Raw genomic sequence first — 20,864 nt, 5'->3', positions numbered from 1 at the left:
AATAGATTCCGGGTATTCGCCTTAAGTCAATTGTTGCATCGCATCGAAATAAAATCAGGAAACGACGCATGAATACATTACACGAATATCAACCAGTTTTTAGCATAGTGGTTATCTTCCTGTCTGCAGTGGCGTTCGCACAGACCGAACCTGTTGAGGGCATCCGTGACAAGCCGCCCGGTGTATACGCTTTTGTCGATGCCCGTATTGTGCAATCACCTGATCAAATTATTGAAAATGGCACCGTAGTGATCCGGGATGGCATTATCGACGCAGTTGGAACTAATGTGACTCCACCATCGGATGCACAGATCATCGAGTCGGCTGGGAAGACGCTCTATCCCGGATTTATTGAAATGTATCTGCCAATTGGTGATTTTGCCGGAGGAAATGACCAACCCAAGTCGTCCTCTTCTACTCCGGGACACTGGAATCCGCTGGTACACCCCGAGCGGGATGTTTTAGCCCGATACCAGGTTGATTCAAAACAGTGGAATGCGCTCCGGTCTTCCGGATTTACTACCGCACTTGTGCTCCCAAATGATGGCATATTCAGGGGGAGTGCAGCGATGATTACTCTAAACAAAGAACAATCCGGGTACCGGGTACTTCAGCGGGACGCGGCTCAGGTACTCTCTTTTCAAACATATAGCGATTGGACCTTTCCTAATTCATTGATGGGGAGCATCGCGTTGATACGCCAGACATTCCTGGATGCCCAATGGTATGGTCAGGCCTTTGAGGCCTACGAGGTGAATCCCCATCAACCAAAACCGAAAACAAACGACGCACTCCGGGTGCTTTCCGGGCAGATACAACAGAAGACCCCGCTGTATTTTGCGATCGACAACCAATACGATTTGCTCCGGGCTCAGCGTATAGCAAAGGAAACCGGTCTTCCGTACTGGATTCGTGGCAGTGGACATGAGTACTGGCAGCTTTCTGCACTTCAGAATAACGAGCACCCTCTTGTTATCCCGGTCGATTTCCCGAAAACCCCGCCGGTTGAGGATTCGGAAGTTGCACTCGATGTATCCCTGACCACATTGCGGCACTGGTATTACGCCCCGGAAAATCCTGCCCGGTTGGCACAGGCCGGAATCCCGTTTGCCATTACCAGTAACGGACATTCATCCCCGGACAAATTTTACGCCCATCTCCGGGAGGCGGTCCGGCGCGGTCTGGCAAAAAAGGACGCACTGGCATCTTTGACCACCCAGCCTGCTTCAATCCTCGGGCTTGCGGATCGGCTGGGAACGATTGAACAGGGAAAAGTCGGAAACCTTGTGGTCACCTCGGGAGACATTTTTACCGAAGTATCCGAAATTCTCGATGTCTGGATTGATGGCACTCGGCATAAAATCACCCCCGAACCCTCTGTGAATCTTTTGGGAAGCTGGGAGCTGACGTTCAGTCCAACGGACACGACATCTGTTCGGGGAAAACTGCTTATACAGAATGACTACCCGGACCACACCGCCAAACTTTTGGTGGATACACTTACAATCACTGTTCCGGAAGTCTCATTGACCCAACGCCGGCTTTCCTTCCGGCTGGACGGAAAGCCGCTGGGAATGCCGGGAGTGTTGCGATTTACCGGGGTGGCAGACGACAGCACGCTCACTGGAAGTGCGGCGCTCCCAGATGGCATTCGCATCCCATGGAAGGCAACGGTTGACAGCCTATCTATTGATCGACCGCAAGAATTCCATTCCACTCAAACTTCCATGGAATCGGAGACTCTCGAACCTCCTCTCCCTCCGGTGCCGTTCGGGCGACGTCAACTGCCTGAGCAACCGGACCAGGTGTTGATAAGGAATGCTACCATCTGGACCGTCGGTCCCGGAGGACGTATTGAACAGGGGGACATGCTGGTCTCACAGGGGAAAATCCAGGAAGTGGGGAAAAATTTAGACGCTCCATCGGAAGCGCAGGTCATCGACGCCACCGGGAAACACGTAACCCCCGGACTTATCGATGCCCATTCCCACACCGGGATTGACGGTGGTGGCAACGAGATGAGCCAGGCGGTAACGTCAGAAGTACGCATTCGCGATGTGTTGAATCGGGATGACCCTGGTTTTTACGGTGAATTAAGCGGTGGTCTCACCGTCTCACATGAATTGCACGGATCAGCTAACCCGATCGGCGGGCAGAATGCCATTATTAAGCTCCGGTGGGGGGCTTCGGTCGAAGAGATGCTGATCGCAGGGGCTCCGCCGACGATCAAATTTGCGCTGGGAGAAAACGTCAAACAATCCCACTGGGGTGACGAGTTTACGACCCGGTACCCGCAGACACGTATGGGCGTGGAACAGCTCATCCGGGATCGATTCAAGGATGCCATTGAGTATCAGAACGCATGGACAAAATATCGGAACCGGACAAATTCCGGACACATCCCACCCCGCCGTGACCTGGAACTGGAGGCGATAACCGAAGTACTTCAGGGAGACCGGATTATTCACTGCCACTCCTATCGCCAGGATGAACTCCTTATGTTCATGCATGTCGCCGAGGAGTTCGGGATCACCGTGGGCACATTTCAACACGTGCTGGAGGGATACAAAGTGGCTGATATTATTCAGCAGCATGGGGCGAATGCTTCCACGTTCAGTGACTGGTGGGGTTATAAGTTCGAAGTGTACGATGCGATTCCCTTTAACGGCGTCTTAATGCAGGATGTCGGGGTGTTGGTCTCCTTTAATTCCGACAGTGAAGTGATATCCCGTCACCTGCATGTAGAGGCGGCGAAAGCGATGAAATATGGTGGATTGTCGGAGACAGAGGCGCTGAAACTCATTACCATCAATCCTGCCAAACAATTACACATTGATCAGCGGGTTGGCTCACTGGAGGCAGGGAAGGATGCGGATTTCGTCGTCTGGAACGGACCGCCCCTGTCAGCCTATACCAGGTGCGAACAAACCTGGATTGACGGCCGCAAATATTTCGACCGGTCTGCGGATCTCCGGGAACGGGAAGCCATTGCGCAGGAACGGAATCGGCTTATCCAGCGCGTATTAACTACGAAAAATGGCCGAAAGGAGAATCGGGAAGGAGGCGAATAATGGCAATGCAATCTGAAAATGTGAGGCGGTTAGTTCTCCGGTATTTCTTGCTCTTACTTTTTTTGTTCGGTGGAGGATCGGATTTGCAGGTGGTCGCCTCTGACCAGATTCCGGCGCCACCCCAGGACCATCCAATCGCATTGAAGGGCGGCACCATTCATCCCGTGAGTGGACCGGCTATACCGGACGGCACGCTTCTGTTCTCCGATGGGAAAATCGATGCACTCGGAACAGAAGTCAAAGTACCCGAAGGGGCCGAGGTTATCGACATCTCTGGTCAACATATTTATCCGGGATTTATTGCCGCGACGTCCACCCTGGGACTGGTGGAAATTCCACTCGCCCGGGCGACCAGAGATTTTGATGAAACGGGGAACATTACTCCGGAAGTCCGGGCGGAGGTCGCCATTAATCCGGACAGTGAATTGCTTCCGGTCGCCCGGTCTAACGGAATCACTACCGCCCTGACTATCCCGCAGGGTGGATTGATTTCCGGTACCTCCGCCGCCATTCTGCTCGATGGCTGGACATGGGAGGACATGACACTCCAGGCGCCGGTTGGGCTGCATATCCGCTGGCCGTCCATGCGCATTCGCCACGAGAAGTCGTTTCCCAAATCTGTGGAAGAACAACAAAAGGCCATCGACGGGAAAATCGAACGGATCCGTGAGACGTTTCGAAACGCCGCTGCCTATCAGCAGGCCCTTCGGACACAATCGACACAGGAATCAGTCTCCCCTGGAACCAGTGTCCGGTGGGAGGCAATGTTCCCGGTATTGGACGGGGACATTCCGGTGTTTGTGCATGCCAATGAAATCCGGCAGATTCAGGCAGCCGTCGACTGGGCTGACGAGCAGGGAGTGGATATGGTCCTGGTGGGTGGTCAGGATGCGTGGCGCGTCACGGATCTATTGCGAGCCAGAGAGATCCCGGTAATCCTGGAAAGCACGAGCATGAGGCTTCCGGCCAGGAACTGGGAAGGATATGATACACCTATGACAGCGCCAAAGAAGCTACATGATGCCGGCGTACCATTCTGTATTTCGCTCTCCGAACATCCTTTTGCTTCCCAATTTCAGCGAAATCTTCCGTATGAAGCGGCGGCCGCAGCGGCCTATGGGCTGCCCCGGGAGGTGGCGTTAAAGGCCGTTACCCTTTATCCTGCTCAGATTCTGGGGATTGCTGACAGGGTGGGATCGCTTGAACCAGGGAAGGATGCGACGTTCATTATTACCGATGGCGATCCCCTGGAAATTACAACGCAAGTGCGGATGGAGTTTATCCAGGGACGGAAGATCGATCTCTCCAACCGACAAACCGCGCTGTACAGAAAATACCGGACCAAATATCAGCAGTTGGATCTGATAGAGGAATAGTACCCGGTTATACCGCACGCTGAACTATAATACACATTCGGTTAACTGCGGCTCTGGAATCCCTGACTATTCGATCCGGCTACCCCAGATGGACAGATTGCTCCGGGACAACGCACTAAACGTCATCACATACTTGTTTAGCCCGTTATCCCACTGCTCCAGGAACACGCCATGATAGGGAATGCCTTCTATGGTAATATCGGCAGTATAATCCCCGGTCATTGTCCAGCTGCCGGCCACTGCACCGGAAATGGTACCGTCAGAGGTTAACTCAATGTTTTGTGATTGTCGGATATCGGCCGAAATTTGTCGCCCGTGATTGAGGTATTGATACGTCCCGGGAATCTCGCCGGCAGAGACGGGTTTCAGGGTCTCTCCACCATAACGATGTGGCGCCATAACCGGCCAGCCTTCTGAATTCATCAACAGCTGGTGTACCCGCACCTGATGAAATTCCCCCTGGTCCGGGAAGCGCGTATGATGGAAAATGAACATTTTGTCATTGGACTCATTGTAATACGCCGAATTATGGCCTGGAGAAACGTATCCGATACCGGATTCCTGAAACTGGAAATTCCCCACGAGTTTGGCGCCGTAAGGTTCGACATTATCCCAGCTGGGGCCCTTGGCCTGGAGCATATTGTATCCATTGGGATCCAGATAGGGACCATCGGGATTTTCGGATCGCGCCACGCGGATGTTGTAGCCGCCATCAGCCGCCAATGTGCCAAATGATAGAAAAAGGTAGTAATATCCGGCCCCCGGATGATACTGAATGTACGGCCCTTCCATGGGACCATGATTTCCTCCGGCGATCCGTTTACCGTATCCTTGATCCGGTTTGGTGTATCCCGTTTCCGGATCCATCTCCAGAATGTGGATACCTCCGGAATAGGACCCGTAGACCATCCAGAGTTTCCCGTCCGCATCGAAGAAAACATGGGGATCAATTACACCGGGATGGATCGAGTTGTCGAACAGCGTATCCGCTCGAGGGCTGTATTCGCCATTCTCGTATTTTTTAATCAGCAGTGTATCCTGATACGCGTATGGTCCTTCGATATTATCAGCTATCGCCAGCCCGATAGCCGACCGATCGGAATCCCAGTTGGCGGAGCTGAAGTACATGTAATATTGGCCATTCAGTTTGATAACGCTGACCGCCCAGGTACTCTCTGCATCCGGTTCCGGCCACGCCAGTGCTTCGGCCAGTTCTTCCTCCGGATTCGGGATCAGCGGATTATCTGCCTGCCAATCGCTTGACATCTGCTCCCACTGTATAAGGTCTTCAGATTTGGCTGATGCCAGGTGGGAACCGAAGACATACCAGGTGCCATCGTCGGCCCTGGCCACCATAGGATCATGGACCGAGACGTTCCGAAATTGCGGACCCTGAACCCCACCGCCCCCGGCGCCGGGAACGATTGCCGAGAGTTCGGCTATCTGGCCTGCGGTCAAGGCGGTATCATAGATCCGGAGTTCATCCATTTTGCCATCGAATGGCGGATCCCAATAGTTCACGGCCAGGCCGAAAACCGAGGTTATCCCGGAGAAAACATTCGGGAAATCCGAACCGGAAAAGCGTTCGACACCATTGATATATACCCGTACATCTCCATTATCCACGGCAAAGGCCAGATGGACCCATTCGTCAGTCCTGATTGTGGTGCCGGTTGTGGCGTCGTACCAGGGATCGTTGCCCGACCAAAGCATGGTTTCGCCACCCGGGCCGGCCGGAACGAGGCTGATCCAGGACTGTTGAGACCCCGAGGATATTCCGCCGAAAAAAGTGGTGGTAAAATTGGTAATCTCTTCAGGATACACTGCAAACGTTACGGTATAAGTAAAATCAGTGATGAGCCCGTCCGGCAGCCGCACCCCGGATTCACTATCGAATACCCCGGCTTGACCCCGCAGGCCTGCTCCGTATGAAATGGACCCGCCGGTATTATTGATCCTGTTTCCGGTAATGGTCCCAGCCTCAAATTGCCCGGTGATGTCGCTCAGACTACTCTCAAAATTGAAATGTGCGACCAAGTTCGGATCAAGGTTCTCTGTAGAGTACGTAAATGTGATTTCACTGTCTTCTTCCAGTGAAATGGATTGCGTCTGAGTTCCTTCTTCATTGGTAGCCGTAATTTCATAGGTTCCGGCTTCCAGGGTGACGGTAACTTCGGAACCGGAGAGGCTATCCACAGCTTCGCCTTCATGCGATACCACGATATCGGCAGCTATGGCAAAACCAAGATCGTTTTCAACTATAATGGTTAATTCAAAGGTACCCCCTGTACCTGTGATATTTTTATCCTCACATGCACCGAGAAATACGAACATCATGGCTGATATTAATAGCAAGATATACGGTTTATTCAGGTACTTCATGATACGCTCCACTCAGGATTCAGTCTAATCCGGGAAATGAATATTGACTTCCAATATACAAATGAGATAAGTGATAAATGAAAAATGCCATCCCGCGACTACGGAATGGCATTTTTCATTCTTAGTGAATCAGGATACCAGATGTTACCCTTTGTTCGGAATGACCGGAACTATTCGTTCATAAGGTTGGCAACAGTCCTCTCACCGATTGCTCTGCTGTAAACACGGAGTTCGTCCATCATTCCTTCGAACGGGACATCCCAATGGTTCACGGCAAGCGCAAAGATCGCATTATAGGCTGAAAAGACATCAGGGTGATCTGAGCCTGAGAATTTTTCAACGCCGTCGACGTAAACCTTGAGTTTTCCGGCATCTGCTGAGAAAACAATATGACTCCATTGGTTCACAGGAATTTGCATTCCGGTTGTTCCATCATACCAGATGTCATCACCAGTATTAGCATCGAATAATCTATTCCAGAGCATGGTATATGCATCATCCCCAGGTCCGGCTGGCGTCAAACTAATCCATGCCTCAACATCATCATTCACCGTACCACCGAAGAAGGCAGTAGTAAACTGGTTAATACTTGCAGGATTAAGCCAGAGTGATACCGCATAAGTATGATCGGTGATTAAAGTGTCAGGTAATCTTATGCCGGATGCTCCGTCAAAAACTGCAGCCTGACCAACCTTACCACTGGCAAAAGAGATGGAACCACCAGTGTTGGTGATTCGGTCACCTGTTTCAGAGCCTGCTGACCACTGACTAGTTGCCTCGTCCAAGTTTCCTTCGAAACTGTAATGGGCAAGTAAATTGGCATCAATATCACCAGTTATAAAAGTGAAAGTATGTTCCCAATCCTCTGCCAGTGCAACAGTATATGTCAGCGTATCCGTTTCTCCGGTTGCAAAGCTTTTTATCGCCCGGATAACGTATGGTTCGGCGCTCGGGAGTGTGTACTGCGCCGAGCTAGCTGTTTCGCTCTCGATTACTTCGCCATTTTTTAAAACGGCGAGGTCGGCCTCAGTTGGACTGTCAGTTTCGTTGATCACGTTTACAGTGAGCTGGTATGACTCCGATAGATCCGCCCACGGTTCGGTGGTGCTTTCCTCACAACTCCCAATCATGCCCATAATTATGAAGGCAAGAATAAAGAGCATATAACGTTTGCTCAAGATTCCCATTTGCTCCTCTCCCTCCGGATTAATAATCCAGGTTAACATTTAAACCGTTTAAATTCGCGTGGAACCGCTTAAGTGGGTTAAGTTGAGATTAATGCATTTTATTCTTTAAATCAAGTATATTGTTTGGTACAGCTGGTGTCCGAACCCTGAGTGCCTGAAAATATCAACGAAAATCAGCTCCTGGTAAAATTAACTCGAAATCCCATCCGGTGGAAAGATTTTTGATTTGCCGGGTTGTGTTCATATTCTATACCCGGCTTAAGAAGCTTAACTCCAACGGAGTGAATATGCCAAAACCAAAAGGGCGAAGGAAATTGCCACGTCCGTTTCTGAAGTGGGCTGGCGGTAAAACGCAATTGCTTGATGCTATACAAGAACGGCTACCGGCAACGATACGGGATACAGGACGCATACACCGTTACGTCGAACCGTTCCTGGGCGGCGGCGCAGTTTTCTTTTACCTGCACGGAATGTACGAGTTGAACGAGACCTATCTTTGCGACATTAACCGGGAATTAATTGTTGGCTATAAGACCATTCAAAAAGAACATACTGCGCTAATTGACCGATTAAAAGAGATTGAAACGGCTTATCTGGATATGTCGCAATCCGATCAAAAAACCTATTATTATCAAATCAGAAATAGGTATAACGACCAGGTGCAAACCTTTGATTATGCCAGATTCAATCCGGAGTGGATTCATCGTGCGGCTATGCTCATCTTTCTGAACAAGACCTGTTACAACGGACTTTTCCGGCAGAACCAGCAGGGGGAATTCAATGTACCACATGGTCAGTATGTCAATCCGACGATCTGTGACGAGAAAAATCTAAGAGCGGTCCATGAGGCACTCCAGCAGACTACCGTAGTGTGTGGCGATTACAAAGTGGCCGAACAATTTATCGATGATGAGACCTTTGTCTATTTCGATCCGCCATATCGACCACTCAATAAGACATCCAGTTTCACCAGTTACTTTAAAAGTAATTTTACTGACGAAGATCAACGACAATTAGCAGATTTTTTCCATGAGATGAACAAACGGGGGGCGAAACAAATACTCAATAATTCCGACCCGAAAAACGAGAATGCGTCGGACGAATTTTTTGATGAACTTTATGCCGGCGAATCTATTACGATTGAGCGCGTTCCGGCCAAACGATTCATTAACAGCGATGCCTCCGGACGGGGTGAAATCAACGAGTTAATTATCTATAATTATTGATAACCCGGTGGGAGCGTACAAAAATAAAGAATGGTCGGGGCACCCAGATTCTACCGGGAGGGATACCTCTGGGAGACCTGGGGACCTTCCCGCCAGAGCGGGACGCGCTACCCGGACTCAATTAATCGTTCAATGATAATGACGGTTCTTCTGACGTTTAACCTCTTGTTCACACCGCATGACGGCACTTCGATTGAGAATGGACTCAGCATATTTGAGTTACCACGAGATCCCTGCCCTGGTAGCTTTCGACCGGCCTTGATTGTGGTGTTTTAATCGATCTGCCAATTTTCGTGTGTGTCCGGTATAGGATCGATCCAGCGATTTACTGTAGAGAATGTAGACTGTATAAACCATGGCAATATAATTAGGAAAAGAGCCGGGGCAGCTCATTAACAGCGTTTTATTGGGGCTTTTATAAATATGGGAATCAAGTATTCCCTTAAACTGCACTTGTACGGCAAAATTTGAGGACCTCGGGTTTTCAGACTTCCTCTCTGACTACAAGACAGAGCCTCTGGAAAATTCTTTGATTAAACGAAAGTGAATCGTTTCGATTAAAGTAACTTCAATAAACTACTGTATTTACTATACATTCGAAGAAGTTTACGTTCTTTCTGGTAAACGGCTTATTTTACTTGATAACAAAACGAAATCATATTATAATTAAGTAGAAAGAAATCAAAAGAAAAAACAGGTATAATGGTTACAAAATGAAAACTACTGTTGACAGACGTGATGAGATTGTTCGGCTCTTAAATAAGAACGGCAAGGTTAAAGTCGAAGAGCTGAGTAAGCAATTCGATGTTTCTTCTGTAACCATCAGAAACGATTTGGATTATCTGGAAAAGAAAGGCATTGTGCACCGTACCTATGGTGGGGCATTGATCCGAGATATTGTAGCATATGATTCCTCACTTACCGAAAAGCAAAAGCTTCATGCCGAAGAAAAACGGAAAATAGGAATTAAAGCCGCCGAACTTATTCATGACGGCGAATCGATCATCCTCGATTCCGGGACAACTACCAGGCAAATTGCCGTGAATATTAAAGAAAAACAAGGCCTTACGGTTTTGACTAATGCCATAAATATTGCGGTTGAGCTGGCGGGATTAGAAAATATTACCGTAATGCTGACCGGGGGAACATTACGAAAAAAATCATATTCGTTGGTTGGCCCGGAGGCAGAGCATGCCCTCACAAACTATTTTTTTGACAAGTTATTCCTTGGCGTAGACGGCTTCGGTTTAGATTCGGGACTTACAACACCGAATCCGCTGGAAGCCCAATTGAACCGGCTGATGGTGCAAATGGCTAATGAGGTAATTGCCGTAACAGATTCGAGTAAATTTGGTCGAAGAAGTTTTTCATTTATCTGTGAGCTCGATGGAATCGATCAGATTATTACGGATAAAAATATTCCAAATAAATATACCGAAGATTTGAAAAAACGTAATATCAGCATCATTACCATTTAGTATGACCCGTGTACTGCTTTATTTGAAAGGAGCATTGGATGAATCATTATACCCTGCAGGAAATTAACAGTCAGGTACAGGTATGGGAAGTTGTCCTGGATTTATTGGATCAAAATAAGGATAAATTCACAGATCAATTACAAGAAGAAAAGAATGCTGAAAATTTATTTATCGGGTGTGGGACTTCATATTATTTGGCTTTAAGTGCAGCTTCGGTTTACGCAAAAATAACGGGTGAGTTTTCCCGTGCTTATCCTGCATCGGATGTTTATCTCTTTTCTGATCCTGTCTTTCCGAACCGGGAGAAGTCGTTTGTCCCATTTTTAATATCACGATCGGGAACGACCAGTGAGGTGCTTTGGGTTGCCAAATATCTTAAAGAAGAATACAATTTGGAATTCCATGGTGTAAGCTGCAGAGAGGAAAGTGAATTATTAGAACTCTCGGATAATGGGTATCTCATCGCGAAAGCCGATGAAAAAAGTGTAGTCATGACCCGTTCCTTTACCAGTATGCTTCTAATGCTGCAATCCTTAGCCGGCCTAAAAGTTAATGACATTGAGTTTTTAGAAAGCCTGCGGCGCCTGCCCGAAATTGGAAAGCGGATTTTCAGAGATTATAATGAACTTCCGGAGACCATCATTAATGAAGGAAATTTTACAAAATTTGTATATCTCGGGCAGGGACCATTTTACGGTTTGGCTTCAGAGTCGATGCTAAAAATCAAAGAAATGTCACTGACCTGTTCTGAAGCTTATCATAGTTTGGAGTTTCGCCATGGCCCCAAATCAATTGCAGATGAAAATATGCTGGTGACCTTTTTTATCTCTGAGAACGCCAAAGAAAGTGAAGTAAAACTCATCCAGGAAGTGCGGGAGCTCGGCGCGAAAGTACTGGCAATCTGTGAATCGAGTAATACTGATATCGATACGCACGCGAATTATGTCGTTGAGTTGAAGTCCGGCGTAGATGATTACGCGCGGCTGCCGCTGTATATGCCGATTACCCAGTTACTGGGATATTACCAGGCGGTCTCCAAAGATTTGGATCCGGATAAACCGACGAATCTCAGCCAGGTCGTTGAGATATAAATTTTAGCAAGGTAGGGGAGAATACATGCAGCAATTTGATGTCGTTGTTGTAGGAGAATTAAACGCGGATTTAATCCTACAGGAGATTCCATCACTTCCGCAGATGGGCAAAGAAATCCTCGCGCGTAATATGACCCTGACCATGGGAAGTGCGTCGGCGATTCTGGCGACGAATGTTGCCCGGCTCGGCCTAAAAGTTGGCTTCTCAGGGAAACTCGGTGATGATCAGTTTGGAAATGTAGTCCTGAATACCTTGAAAGAGCGGGGAGTGAATATTGACGGTATTCTGGTAAGTACGGATTCGCAAACCGGTGTGACTGTGGTGCTCTCCTACCCCGAGGACTATGCCATGGTTACACATATGGGTGCCATGGCTACCTTTGGGATCGATGATGTCGATTTCGAATATGTAAAGCATTCGAAGCATTTACACCTGTCGTCCTATTTTCTCCAGCCGGAGATGCGTAAGGGAGCAGCCGAACTATTTCGGCAGGCCAAAGATGCCGGACTGACCACCTCGTTTGATCCCGGCTGGGACCCGGATGAGGAATGGAGCGACGAAATTTACGATCTGCTGCAATACGTGGATGTCTTCATGCCAAACGAGCAGGAGGCAAAATATATTGCCGGCGAATCCGACATCGATGCTGCCCTCGATACATTGAGTGAGTACTGTGAGGTTGTGATGGTGACGCAGGGAAGCCGTGGCTCGGTATGTCGTACTGAAGGCCAAACAGTCCGTGCCGGGGTGTTTGCGGTTGAGCCGCAGGATACCACCGGTGCTGGCGACAGCTTTAACGCAGGCTTTTTGTCCCAGTGGCTTGCCGGGGAAGATATTAAAAAATGTATCACCTACGGGAGCGCATGCGGCGCAGTTGCCACCACCAAACTCGGCGGTTCAACGGCCTCTCCCACTGCTGATGAAGCCGCAACATTTTTAAAAAATCATAATGAAAATATTTTCGAATAACAGGAATCCGAAAAGTCGATCTTAAGTTTATGTTAAACCCTCTACTTCAGGTAGTTCAGGAACAGAAAAAAGAGAATCCGGTCGGCGTTTATTCCGTCTGTTCGGCGAATAAATATGTGCTGAAAGCATCTATGCTTCAGGCGAAAAAGGATAATAGCGGCCTGCTTGTAGAGCCGACGGTTAACCAGGTCAATCAATTCGGCGGGTACACCGGCATGCAGCCCGGGGATTTTGTGAAGTACCTCCGCGAACTGGCAGCGGAAGTCGACTATCCTGCGGAGAAACTCATCCTGGGCGGAGATCATCTGGGACCGAATCCATGGAAGAATGAGTCGGCTGAGAGCGCCATGGAGAAATCCCGGACCTTAGTAGAGCAGTATGTCGCAGCAGGGTATACCAAGATTCACCTCGATACCAGTATCCCATGTGCTGACGATGATGTCCCGCCACACACGCCGATGGATGATGAGGTCGTTGCGAAGCGGGCAACAGAATTATGTCATATTGCCGAAGAGACCTATACGTTCGCGGAAGATTATCCGGGCAAACCGGTGTATATCATCGGTACGGAAGTGCCAATTCCCGGCGGGGCCGAAGGCTCGCTACACGATTTGGAAGTAACCGGCGTCGAGGCGGCGCAAAAAACGCTGGAAGTTACCAAAGAGGCTTTCTACTCGCACGGACTTGAAGATGCCTGGAACCGGGTGATCGCTCAGGTTGTGCAACCGGGTGTAGAGTTCGGCAATGACAGTGTCGTTGAGTATGACCCGGAAAAGGCGGACACTCTCTCCACATTTATTGAACAGTATGATGACAAAATTTTCGAAGCCCATTCCACCGATTATCAATCAGTGGAAGGATTATCAAATCTGGTCCGGGATCATTTTGCCATTCTGAAGGTCGGTCCATGGCTGACCTTCGCGTTTCGGGAAGCCATATTTGGGCTCTCATATATTGAAAAAGAACTGTTGGGCAATGATAAGTCTGTAAGCCTGTCGAACTTTCGGCAGGTGCTGGAAGCAACCATGCTGGAGCATCCGGCATCCTGGGAGAATCATTATCACGGGAATGAGGCCGAACTCAAGCTGTTACGGAAGTACAGCTACAGCGACCGCTCCCGCTATTACTGGCAGCAGCCGGCGGTGCAAAACGCGCTTGAAAAACTCTTTTCCAATCTCAGAAATAATGAAATTCCGCTCACTTTACTGAGTCAGTTTTTACCGAACCAATATCAGGCAATTCGTGACGGGGAGCTGACAAATGAGCCGGAAGCGATAGCCTTACATAAAATTCAGGAAATCACCGAATTGTACTCAAAGGCCACGCAGTTTAGCACGATTTTTTAAAAACGCACTGCGACAAAATTTTTTTGCTCCAGGTGGTCTGGGAGCCCTGAAAAGGGGAAGTTTCATGAGCGATGACAAAGGAGGACAATAGTGAAGGGTTCTAAACTCTGGTTAATTTTTGCAATAATCACCACAAGTTTCTGGGGCGTCTGGGGCGCTCTCATCGAGATCCCGGAGAAGGCTGGATTCCCGGCAACGCTGGGATATTCCGTATGGGCGCTGACTATGATTCCGCCGGCACTCGTGGCGCTTAAAATTATCGACTGGAAACTAGAATTTGATAAGCGGTCGATCATACTAGGTTCGATAATTGGTTTCACCGGGGCAGGTGGGCAGCTCATCCTGTTTCAGGCATTGCGCTCTGGACCGGCATATCTGGTATTCCCGTTCATTTCTCTTTCGCCGGTTGTCACAATCATTCTCGCTACAATGTTCCTGAAGGAAGGCACCAGCGCCCGCGGATGGATCGGTATCGTTCTCGCCTTAATTGCTATTCCGTTGCTCTCGTATCAGGATCCGAATAGCGTCGCCGAAGGAACCCTGTGGATTATTTTATCTCTGCTGGTTTTTCTCGCCTGGGGTTTTCAGGCATTCGTGATGCGGTTTGCCAATGAGACGATGAAGGCGGAAAGTATTTTCTTCTATATGATGGTGACCGGGATCTTGCTCATCCCGTTTGCGCTCTTGATGACAGACTGGTCTCAACCTATTAACTGGGGATTCAAGGGCCCGTATCTGACAGCGATGATCCAAATACTGAATGCCATTGGTGCATTAACGTTGGTATATGCCTTCCGCTACGGCAAGGCCATTATCGTGTCACCAATGACTAATGCCCTGGCGCCGGTGCTGACGGTAATCATTTCGCTCATCATCTACGCAGTCATTCCGCATCCGGTAATTATCGCAGGGATGGTACTGGCGGTTGTCGCTGCATTGTTGCTTGGCCTGGAAGAGGATATCGAGCCGGGTGAAGAGCTGGAACAGCTCCAACAGGAAGAGGCATAAGGGGAATTCTATTACAACAAAATGGATGTGATGCAATGAAATACTTCCCTCGATTATTTGGCATGTTGCTGCTCGTGAGCCTTTTGAGCACGGGAGTCGTGGCGCAGGACACCTCCTCGCCGGAAGAACTCCTGCTCAAGAATTACCGGCCGGAATCGATCTACGAAGTACCGGAGTCAAACATACCGGAGGCCCGGTATCCGATTATCGATATGCATTCACATCCGTACCCACAGTCGGAGGAAGAAATTGCCCGATGGGTGCAAACGATGGACGAAGTCGGCGTGGAAAAGACCATCGTGCTGACCAAGGCTGTGGGAGCGACATTCGATTCGATATACACGCTGTATTCGAAATATCCGGATCGTTTCGAAGTTTGGTGTGGCTTCGATTATTCCGGCTACGATGAACCGGGATTCGGCCCCGGAGCCGTTGCAGAACTGGAGCGTTGCGTTGAGGTTGGCGCCACCGGAGTCGGGGAACTCGGTGACAAAGGCAAAGGGCTCTTTTATGGGGAAACGCAGGCCTGGGGCATGCATCCCGACGATCCCAGAATGGATCCGCTGTTTGAAAAATGCGCGGAACTGAACCTCCCTATCAATATTCATGTGGCGGATCCCATCTGGATGTATCAACCCATGGATTCAACAAATGATGGATTGATGAACGCATATGAATGGCGCTTGGATAACCAGGAAGACATCGTTGGCCATTCCGGTATGATCGATATCCTGGAAAACACGGTAAAACGCCATCCGAAAACGACATTTATCGCCTGCCACTTTGCGAACCTTTCGTATGATCTGTTCCGGTTGGGCGCACTGCTGGAGAAATATCCGAATCTTTACGCCGATATCAGTGCCCGGTATGCCGAGACCGCACCAATTCCGAGAGCGGCGAAGGACTTTTACACACAGTACCAGGACAAGCTGCTTTACGGCACGGATATGGGCTATGATAAATCAATGTATCATGTCACATTCCGGATTCTCGAAAGCGCCGATGAACATTTTTACGAAACGAACCAGTTCGGATATCACTGGCCGCTATATGGAATCAATTTACCGGATGCGGTGCTCAAAAAGGTCTACAGCAAAAACGCGCGCAATATCCTAAACTAAACCAAAGTTCGTACCATATAACTTCGCGAACAAACGGGGGAGTCATGAGAAAACAATATTGGACATTCGGAGTTATTGCTCTGAGCCTTACAATCCTTTTCGGATGCGCATCAACCCAGCAGCAATCCAAACAAAGTGCCGGCCCGGCAGCCGTGGTGGAGGGCCAGAATCTCCGTGTCGAATTTAACAAGCAATTGTATTCCCGCATTGTCGCAACCTATGACGGGCAGGACGAAATCCTAGGCGAATATTCACCGTCGGAAACGGTGACTCTTAAAGGAAAAGAGATATCGGAGTTCACCTTTCAGGATGTCACAGCGATGACAGTGGAAGCCGACATGGGAGCCGGAAACCAGTATAAAATTACTGGAGTCCACGCCCCACTGCAAAAGACGGTGACCGTGACGGTCTACGATGGTTTTCCCGATATGGCGGTGTTTGATGTTCAATACACGAACACGAGTGGTTCGCCCGTAGAAATGACGCGCTGGGCAAATAACCATTATACCATAGATGCCAAATGGCGTGAAGATACGCCGTTCTGGAGTTTTCAGGATGCGTCGTATGCGTCGCGTCCCGATTGGGTACTTTCGCTGACACCGGGGTTCGAGCAGGAAAATTATATGGGGATGAACGCTTCCGATTATGGCAACGGTACGCCTGTCGTGGATGTCTGGCGTAAGGATGTTGGTTTGGCGGTGGGCCATCTTGAGATCGTGCCGAAACTGGTTTCCCTGCCCGTGGCCATGCCGGATTCCTCGCACGCTATGCTGGGCGTGACCTATTCGCATAATGCTACTACTTTGCCGTCTGGCGAGACAATGAATACTTTTACCACGTTTGCCTCGGTGCATCCCGGCGACTATTTCAGCAGCCTGCGTTCGTATCGCGATATGATGCTCAAGCGCGGGATCAAGTTCCCCGAAACCCCGGAAACCGCCTATGAGCCCATTTGGTGTGCCTGGGGCTATGGTCGCGATTTTACTATTGACCAGGTGACTGCTTCGCTCGACAAGGTACAGGAAATGGGCTACGACTGGGCAGTGCTGGATGATGGCTGGCAGATCGCGGAAGGCGACTGGCGTCCGAATAAAAAGCATTTCCCCGAAGGCGAAAAATCCATGAAAGCCTTTGTAGATAAAATCAAAGATCATGACTTGAAGGCCAAACTCTGGTGGGCACCACTCGCCGCGGATTCCGGCAGTTGGGTGATGGAAGAACACCCGGAATACCTGTTGGAAAATAAAGACGGCTCGCTCCAGCACATCTCATGGTGGGATTCGTATTATCTATGTCCCGCTGATGAGGACGTTCAGCAGTACACCAAAGAACTTGTGCAGAAAATTATTGGCGAGTGGGGCTACGCTGGATTAAAGATCGACGGCCAGCATCTGAACGGCGCGCCGCCGTGTTACAATCCGAAGCATAACCACGCCCGACCAGAAGAATCCGTAGAAGCCATTCCGGAATTTTTCAAAATAATTTACGAGGCGGCTCTCGAAATCGATCCAAACGCCGTGGTGGAAATTTGTCCGTGCGGCACAGGATATAACTTTTTCACGATGCCGTATATGAATCAGTCAGTAGCATCCGACCCAACCAGTTCCTGGCAGATTCGCCTGAAGGGAAAAACCTTCAAAGCACTGATGGGGCCGTCAGCTCCGTACTATGGAGATCACGTGGAACTGAGCACCACCGGCGAGGATTTCGCTTCAACGGCTGGTGTGGGCGGCGTCATCGGAACTAAGTTTACCGTTCTGCCGAATTCCAAGAGGGATTCCACCTTCTACCTGAATGAACGCCGGGAGCAAAAGTGGGCCCAGTGGATGGATATCTACAAATCCCGGATGCTGCCCACCGGAGAATATCGCGGCGAACTCTACGATATCGGATTCGGCGCGCCGGAAGGCCATGCTGTGGAAAAAAATGGCAAGATGTATTACGCCTTCTATGCTGAACACTGGGACGGAAGTCTGGAATTGCGCGGGTTGAAATCCGGCGTCACCTATCAGGTAACGGACTATGTGAACGGTACGGATTTTGGCGTGGTGACCGGCCCAACTGAGAAACTGAACACGCAATTCACCGATTATCTCCTGCTGGAGGCCACTCCGCAGTAACCAGCAGAATAGTAAACACTTTGGGAGGGACAGTGTCAAATACCATTCGACTCGTTTTGATCTGCGCTATCGCTGCGAACCTACCACGGTGTGTCAGGGATTGCCGACCGGAATTGCCGGCGGTTCCTCCGGTAGCTTCATCCCGGATTGTCGGTTTTACAGCAATTATCCAAACCCATTCAATCCGTCGACCGCGTTTCGGTTGCGGCTGAACCGAACCAGTGCCGTTCGGATGGAGATTACGGATATTCGCGGCCGGGTAGTTGACGTGATCGTCAGCGAAAGACTTAAGCCGGGCCGGTATGTATATCACTGGAATGCTGCTAACAGGGGAAGTAAACCGGTGCCATCCGGGATGTATTTCGCCGTGTTGAAGGTCGGAGAGCAGCGGGAAACGCAAAAATTAACTCTGATTCGCTGACGCACCTAATACTTCAAAGGACTATTATGCCGCAGAAACATATTTTCACGATTCTTTCGATAATTATCTTTCTTTTCGGATGCCAGTCACAACAGGGGCAGACGCAAACTCAGGACTGGACTCATTACATCCATACCACCGGGAATGGCCTGTCGATTGACAATGTCGATGAAATTATCGCAGAAGCGGAAACAACACACGTGTACGGCATCGAGGTGGACAATGACGTCCCCGGACGCTATCCCAGTTTTCTCGATCCAACTCAAAAGCTGACCGCCCTTGAAAAAATGGCCGAACAGGCGCACGCCCATGATAATTATGCCTTCGTGTATGTTGCAGGCCTGGAGTGTATCACACCAAATGTAGAGGATTTTGGTCGGTCGTTTTTCCGGGATCATCCTGACTGGGTGCAACGGGATATCAACGGCAATCCGGCGATCTTTGATGAAACCGATGCTTTCTGGATCGACGAAGGCGAGGAGGACGTCTGGATCAGTCCGTATGCCCCGGAGTGGCGTAAAATCTATATGAAGCGGATTCGCCAGATCGCCCAAACGGGCATCGATGGTATCTATGTGGATATCCCGTACTGGATGACACACTTCGATGGCTGGACCGATACCTGGGCGAGTTTCGACCAGTATACCGTCGAAGAGTTCAGGAAGCGCACCGGCCTGGACGCAAAAACCGACCTGAATCTCGGCGATTTCAGCGATGCGAACTTCCGGGAATGGGTAAAATTCCGCATCGAAACTCTGACCGAATTCATGGCGGAGATCGACAGCAATGTCAAGGCGGTGAATCCCGAGGCGAAGACGATTGCGGAAATTTATCCGGGCATCGGCGAGGAAGCTGTGCGGGTTGGCGCAGATGTCTACCAGATGTACGAAGTGGTGGATGCTATCGCCCACGAATACAGCGCCGGCGGGTACACGGCAGCGGAACGCGAACCGTTCGACTGGTTCACGTACATGACCGGCATGTACACCTTCCGGGCATTCGCGGAGGAGAAACCGTCCTGGATGCTCAGTTACAGCTGGGATGAAAACGAGCCGGTGAGCATCTCCGAATCCATGCACAATATGTTTGCGTCCCACGTGATGGCGGGACTGAATACCTGGGATGCCCGTGGCCATGTGATGTCCGGCTCTAACGATTTCGAAACGCGGACAGCGGCGTATCAATGGATCGCGGAGAACAGACGACAGTTGTATGCGCCGAGAAAGCCGCTCAACCCGGTTGGTGTGTATTTTTCTCCGCAGACACGGAATTTTTTCCCGGAAAGCTACACGCAGGAATTCAACGGCATCATGCATCTGATACTCCAGGGGCACCTGCCGTTTCAGATACTCACACCACGGACCCTGGATCAATTTGAGGGAGAAGTACTTCTCCTGCCGGATGCGAAGATGTTATCCTCCGGGGAACTTTCCTGGCTTGGGGAGTACATCCAATCCGGAAAGACATTAGTGATCACCGGGGAGACCGGGGAATACGACGCGAACCGAAACCGGGTTGCACAGAATCCGCTCTCCGACCTGCTGGGAGAACAAATCGGCGAAACCGGTAGACCGGTGAGGGGTGAGCAGTATGTGTGGTACAAGCAGCGGATCGGTGCGAGCTATTTCAATTCAGCGAGAGCAGAATTTAACAGAGCCGCACAGACCGGAGCATACAGCGAAACGGACTTTTACCGCAAACAGCAGACCTTCTTGCGGGAAATTACCTCACAACTTGGCTACACGCCGGATGTCCGGGTGAAGGCGAGTCCGTTTGTCGCGACGCAAATTACGGAAGTGCAGGGGAATCCCACTGCGTTTCTCACGAATTTTTCAGGGCTTGTTGCGAAAAAGAATGCTAAACAAATTCCGGCTGAAGAAGTGGAAATTTCGTTCGCCGCCGGGAGCGAGTCCGGAAAAGTGATGATGCAGGAATACCTCGGCGACCCGACAGAACTGGAGACGGAATACCGGGCGGATCGGCTGGTATGCAAGCTGCCCGCGTTCCGGAAGGCGGCTATTGTCTGGCTGGAATAAAACATTTGATAGCATCGGGGCGCATCGCCCC

General features: G+C 49.9%; 15 protein-coding genes. 12 read left to right on the top strand and 3 right to left on the bottom strand.

Translation table 11 applies throughout. The annotated features are described in order from the left end of the window. The first annotated feature begins 68 nt into the window (after window positions 1–68). Both K9N57_14970 and K9N57_14965 read left to right on the top strand, forming a co-directional pair. The gene (locus K9N57_14970; protein ID MCF7805484.1) at window positions 69–3,071 is read left to right on the top strand and encodes an amidohydrolase family protein; all 3,003 of its coding nucleotides are present in this window, start codon (window positions 69–71) and stop codon (window positions 3,069–3,071) included. Beyond that, complete coding sequence (locus tag K9N57_14965; GenBank protein ID MCF7805483.1) at window positions 3,071–4,447, top strand: amidohydrolase family protein; 1,377 nt, start codon at window positions 3,071–3,073, stop codon at window positions 4,445–4,447. Before K9N57_14970 ends, K9N57_14965 begins: the two co-directional genes overlap by 1 nt. Window positions 4,448–4,513: 66 nt before the next feature. Here the strand turns inward: K9N57_14965 and K9N57_14960 are convergent, their stop codons facing one another. Continuing rightward, complete coding sequence (locus K9N57_14960; protein MCF7805482.1) at window positions 4,514–6,781, bottom strand: family 43 glycosylhydrolase; 2,268 nt, start codon at window positions 6,779–6,781, stop codon at window positions 4,514–4,516. 218 nt (window positions 6,782–6,999) lie between these two features. Then, the gene (locus K9N57_14955) at window positions 7,000–8,007 is read right to left on the bottom strand and encodes a LamG domain-containing protein (GenBank protein ID MCF7805481.1); all 1,008 of its coding nucleotides are present in this window, start codon (window positions 8,005–8,007) and stop codon (window positions 7,000–7,002) included. Window positions 8,008–8,303: 296 nt separating this feature from the next. On the opposite strand from K9N57_14955, the gene K9N57_14950 reads away from it, so the two are divergent. After that, window positions 8,304–9,242, top strand: a complete 939-nt coding sequence (locus tag K9N57_14950) for a DNA adenine methylase (protein ID MCF7805480.1) — start codon at window positions 8,304–8,306, stop codon at window positions 9,240–9,242. A gap of 219 nt (window positions 9,243–9,461) precedes the next feature. Here the strand turns inward: K9N57_14950 and K9N57_14945 are convergent, their stop codons facing one another. Then, window positions 9,462–9,599 carry a GIY-YIG nuclease family protein gene (locus K9N57_14945; GenBank protein ID MCF7805479.1) on the bottom strand — a complete coding sequence of 46 codons (138 nt, stop codon included), beginning with the start codon at window positions 9,597–9,599 and terminating at the stop codon, window positions 9,462–9,464. Between the two features lie 356 nt (window positions 9,600–9,955). Between K9N57_14945 and K9N57_14940 the strand changes: the two genes are divergently transcribed. From K9N57_14940 to K9N57_14900, 9 genes are all read left to right on the top strand, one after another. Continuing rightward, the gene (locus K9N57_14940) at window positions 9,956–10,720 is read left to right on the top strand and encodes a DeoR/GlpR family DNA-binding transcription regulator (GenBank protein ID MCF7805478.1); all 765 of its coding nucleotides are present in this window, start codon (window positions 9,956–9,958) and stop codon (window positions 10,718–10,720) included. A 38-nt stretch (window positions 10,721–10,758) separates the two neighbouring features. Then, window positions 10,759–11,811 (top strand): SIS domain-containing protein, encoded by a 1,053-nt coding sequence (locus K9N57_14935; GenBank protein ID MCF7805477.1) that lies wholly within the window; start codon window positions 10,759–10,761, stop codon window positions 11,809–11,811. A gap of 25 nt (window positions 11,812–11,836) precedes the next feature. Beyond that, window positions 11,837–12,781 carry a carbohydrate kinase family protein gene (locus tag K9N57_14930; protein MCF7805476.1) on the top strand — a complete coding sequence of 315 codons (945 nt, stop codon included), beginning with the start codon at window positions 11,837–11,839 and terminating at the stop codon, window positions 12,779–12,781. Between the two features lie 29 nt (window positions 12,782–12,810). After that, window positions 12,811–14,127 carry a D-tagatose-bisphosphate aldolase, class II, non-catalytic subunit gene (locus tag K9N57_14925; GenBank protein ID MCF7805475.1) on the top strand — a complete coding sequence of 439 codons (1,317 nt, stop codon included), beginning with the start codon at window positions 12,811–12,813 and terminating at the stop codon, window positions 14,125–14,127. Between the two features lie 90 nt (window positions 14,128–14,217). Beyond that, the gene (locus K9N57_14920; GenBank protein ID MCF7805474.1) at window positions 14,218–15,135 is read left to right on the top strand and encodes a DMT family transporter; all 918 of its coding nucleotides are present in this window, start codon (window positions 14,218–14,220) and stop codon (window positions 15,133–15,135) included. A 35-nt stretch (window positions 15,136–15,170) separates the two neighbouring features. Then, complete coding sequence (locus tag K9N57_14915) at window positions 15,171–16,256, top strand: amidohydrolase (protein MCF7805473.1); 1,086 nt, start codon at window positions 15,171–15,173, stop codon at window positions 16,254–16,256. Window positions 16,257–16,300: 44 nt separating this feature from the next. After that, window positions 16,301–18,376: an alpha-galactosidase gene (locus K9N57_14910; GenBank protein MCF7805472.1), complete on the top strand. Its 2,076-nt coding sequence runs from the start codon at window positions 16,301–16,303 to the stop codon at window positions 18,374–18,376. 100 nt (window positions 18,377–18,476) lie between these two features. Then, window positions 18,477–18,797 (top strand): T9SS type A sorting domain-containing protein, encoded by a 321-nt coding sequence (locus tag K9N57_14905; protein MCF7805471.1) that lies wholly within the window; start codon window positions 18,477–18,479, stop codon window positions 18,795–18,797. A gap of 26 nt (window positions 18,798–18,823) precedes the next feature. After that, window positions 18,824–20,833 (top strand): hypothetical protein, encoded by a 2,010-nt coding sequence (locus K9N57_14900; GenBank protein MCF7805470.1) that lies wholly within the window; start codon window positions 18,824–18,826, stop codon window positions 20,831–20,833. Window positions 20,834–20,864: the final 31 nt, after the last annotated feature.

The sequence above is a fragment of the Candidatus Neomarinimicrobiota bacterium genome (assembly GCA_021734025.1).
GTDB lineage: Bacteria > Fidelibacterota > JAANXI01 > JAANXI01 > JAANXI01 > JAANXI01.
Note: the sequence above shows the minus strand (reverse complement) of the source record. Positions and strands in the feature narration are given on the sequence as shown.